Annotated in this window: 3 protein-coding genes; 2 read left to right on the plus strand and 1 reads right to left on the minus strand. The window is 75.4% G+C overall.

The features are described 5' to 3' along the window. The first annotated feature begins 146 nt into the window (after positions 1-146). A complete protein-coding gene (locus GL263_RS23860; protein WP_182857811.1) occupies positions 147-1157 on the plus strand; it encodes a zinc-binding dehydrogenase in 1011 nt (336 codons plus the stop codon). Positions 1158-1412: 255 nt separating this feature from the next. Here the strand turns inward: GL263_RS23860 and GL263_RS23865 are convergent, their stop codons facing one another. Then, a complete protein-coding gene (locus GL263_RS23865) occupies positions 1413-2153 on the minus strand; it encodes a peptidoglycan recognition protein family protein (protein WP_182857812.1) in 741 nt (246 codons plus the stop codon). A gap of 169 nt (positions 2154-2322) precedes the next feature. Here GL263_RS23865 and GL263_RS23870 point away from each other — a divergent pair. Then, positions 2323-3306 (plus strand): serine/threonine-protein kinase (locus GL263_RS23870; RefSeq protein WP_182857813.1); only part of this gene is annotated, 984 nt, incomplete at its 3' end.

A 3306-nucleotide genomic window follows, 5' to 3' on the forward strand; every position in this document is an offset into this window, starting at 1 on the left:
GGTCGGTGTTGTCCATGGGGACATCGTGACCGAGGGGTGTGACAGCGGGTGCTCGGCCAGGGCTTGACCTCAAGGGAACTTGAGGTCGGAGGATGAGCGGGCGGTCGACCGACCGCCAGTCAGCCGCGATCCCCTCGGGAGCCGCCATGCGTGCCATCCGTCTTCACACCTTCGGCCCGGCCGACAACCTGCGGTACGAGGAGGCGCCGGACCCCGTCCCGGGTGAGGGCGAGGTCCGGATCAGGGTCGCCGCCGCGGGCGTGCACCTCGTGGACACCGCGCTGCGGGAGGGGCTGGCGCTGGGGCCGACGCCGGTGCCCGTCGACCTGCCGACGATCCCGGGGCGGGAGGTCGCCGGCACGGTGGACGCCGTCGGGCCGGGCGTGGAGAGGACCTGGCTGGGCCGCCGGGTGGTGGCCCACCTGGGCATGGTCCCCGGCGGCTACGCGGAGCTGGCCGTGACGGGCGTGGAACGGCTGCACGTGCTGCCGGACGCGGTGTCCGAGGACCACGCCCTCGCCATGGTGGGCACCGGGCGCACCGCGATGGGCGTCCTCCAGTTCGCCGAGCCGGGCCCGGCGGACACCGTGGTGGTGCTGGCGGCGGCCGGCGGCATCGGCAACCTGCTGGTGCAGTACGCCCGGTCGGCCGGCGCCCGGGTCGTCGGTGTGGCCGGCGGCGCGGAGAAGGCGGCCGCCGTCCGCGGTCTCGGCGCCGACCTGGCGGTGGACTACACCGACCCGGGCTGGGCGGAACGGATCGTGGACGAGTTCGGCGCGCGGCCGGCGACCTGCCTGTGGGAGGGTGTCGGCGGCCGGGCGGCCCGCACGGCGATCGGCCTGCTCGCCGAGGGCGGCACCCATCTGTCGTACGGATACGCGGCCGCCGGCTTCGACCCCGACGGGCAGGCGGTGCTGCCGCCGGAGGAGGCGGCACGGCTGGGTGTTGTCTCCCGCTCGGTGCTGGGCGCGCCGATGTTCGAGCGGATCGGCGGGATGGAGAACATCCGGGTGCTGGAGGAGCGGGCGCTGGGGCTGGTCGCGGCCGGCACGGTGACCCCGCTGGTGCGGCGCTTCCCGTTGGCCGAGGCGGCCCGCGCCCACCGGGCGCTGGAGTCGCGCGGCACGCTGGGCAAGGTCGTCCTGGTCCCGGCGTGAACCGTGGACCACCCGTCGGGACCCCGTCGCCGCGCGCCGCGCGCCGCACGGGCCTACGGTGCGGACATGGGCAGGAGATGGCTGGTCTGGGCGGCGATACTGTGCGTGGTGCTGCTGGTCGTGGTGGTGATCCTGATCCAGCTGGCCGACCGGCGCGGCGATCGGGACGGCCGCTACCACGCGCCGCCGCCCTCCCCCGGGCCGGTGCTGGACGCCGGCCCGTCCTCGCGGGCCGGCTTGGGCGATGACGGGCGTTCAGCGGTCCGGGCCGCGGGCGCGGAGGTCGGCGACCGCGCGACGCAGCTCGGGGAGGCGGGCGGCGAAGCTGTCGCCCGGGCAGTCGGTGGGGAAGCTGTCGCGGTGGCCGGATATCACCGGTAGGGCGACGACGGTCCCCTTCCGGAAGCGGCTCTCGTTGTGGGTGGAGACCAGCCGGACCTTGCCTCGCGGGTCGATGTGCGGCACGAGTTTCCACGCGGCGACGGCCGCCAGGGCCTCCATCGCCCGCCGCGGCACGTCGGTGGAGCCGCCGAAGGTGCCGATGACGGCGACGCCCACGCTCTCGGTGTTGAAGCCCTTGCTGTGCGCGCCGCGCACGGCCCGGTCGACGCCGCCGGCCCGGCCCTCGTAGACGGTGCCGCAGCGGTCGACGACAAAGTTGTAGCCGAGGTCGTCCCAGCCCATGCGCCGCACGTGGTCGCGCTGCATGGCGCGCAGGATCTCGGGGACGTCGGCGCACTCGTAGTTGTTGCCGTGCCCGGTGTGGTGGACGACAACCGCGCGCACCGCGCGGTTGTAGCCGGAGGGTTCTCTGACCAGTTCCTCGTCGGCCCGCCAGGCGGTTCGGGGCACGATGGCGGGGCGGGGGGCCGCCCAGGTCACCCGCCGTTCCTGCGCCGCGTCCGGCCGGGGGCCGGTGGCCGACGGGGTGTCGCCCATCGTCAGTACCGCCACCAGCAGTACCGCCGCGGCCGGTGCGACCCGTGGGAACCGCATAGGCCCACGGTGCGCCCGCCGGCCCCCGGAGGGGAGCAGGACGTAGGCCGTTCGGGTGAGTTTCGCGCGGTGTCACGGGACGTGGGATGCGGCGCCCCGGCCCGACTATCCTCGGTTTCCCGGGCCCGTCGCGCGTGGGCCCGTCCGGACGGGGGAGGGCGTACGCCACATGGAGCAGCTCGGATCGGCGGACCCGCGACGCGTCGGCGGCTACCGGCTGTTGGGCCGGTTGGGCGCGGGCGGCATGGGCCAGGTGTATCTGGCCAGGTCGGACCGCGGCCGGACGGCGGCGGTCAAACTGGTCCGTGCCGAACTGGCGGAGCAGGACGAGTTCCGTGCCCGGTTCCGGCACGAGGTGCGGGCCGCGCAGCGGGTCGGCGGCCTGTGGACGGCGCCGGTGCTGGACGCCGACACCGAGGCGCCGGTGCCGTGGGTGGCCACCGGCTACGTGGCGGGGCCCAGCCTGTACGGCGTGGTGGCGCGGGACCACGGTCCGCTGGCGGAACGCTCGTTGCGGGTGCTGACCGCCGGGCTCGCGCTGGCGCTGAAGGACATCCACGCGGCGGGGCTTGTGCACCGCGACCTCAAACCGTCGAACGTGCTGGTGACGATCGACGGGCCACGGGTCATCGACTTCGGCATCGCCAGGGCGTTGGAGACCGTCGCCGACGCCGGCCTGACCCGTACCGGGGCGGTGATCGGCTCACCGGGCTTCATGGCACCGGAGCAGGTGCGCGGCAGCCGGGTGGGGCCGCCGTGCGACGTGTTCGCGCTCGGTTCCGTGCTGGCGTTCGCGTCGAGCGGCCGGACGCCGTTCGGCAACCCCGACAGCGGCGCGCACGCCCTGATGTACCGCATCGCCGAGGAGGAGCCCGACCTCACGGACGTCCCCGAGGGGATCGCCGACCTCGTCCGCGACTGCCTGCGGAAGGACCCGTCCGCCCGGCCGACGCCGGACGAGCTGCTGGAGTACTCGGGCGCGGCGGACGCCGTGCGGGACGGACGGGTGCTGGACCCCTGGCTGCCGCCGGCCCTGGTCGCGCAGCTCGGGCGGCACGCCGTCGAGCTGCTGGAACGCGAGCACACGGACGTCGACACCCCGTCGGACACCCCCGCGGACGAGCCGCCCACCGCGCACCAGCCGGTCCCGGCC

This window comes from Streptomyces durbertensis (assembly GCF_014156695.1).
GTDB classification, from domain to species: Bacteria; Actinomycetota; Actinomycetes; order Streptomycetales; family Streptomycetaceae; genus Streptomyces; species Streptomyces durbertensis.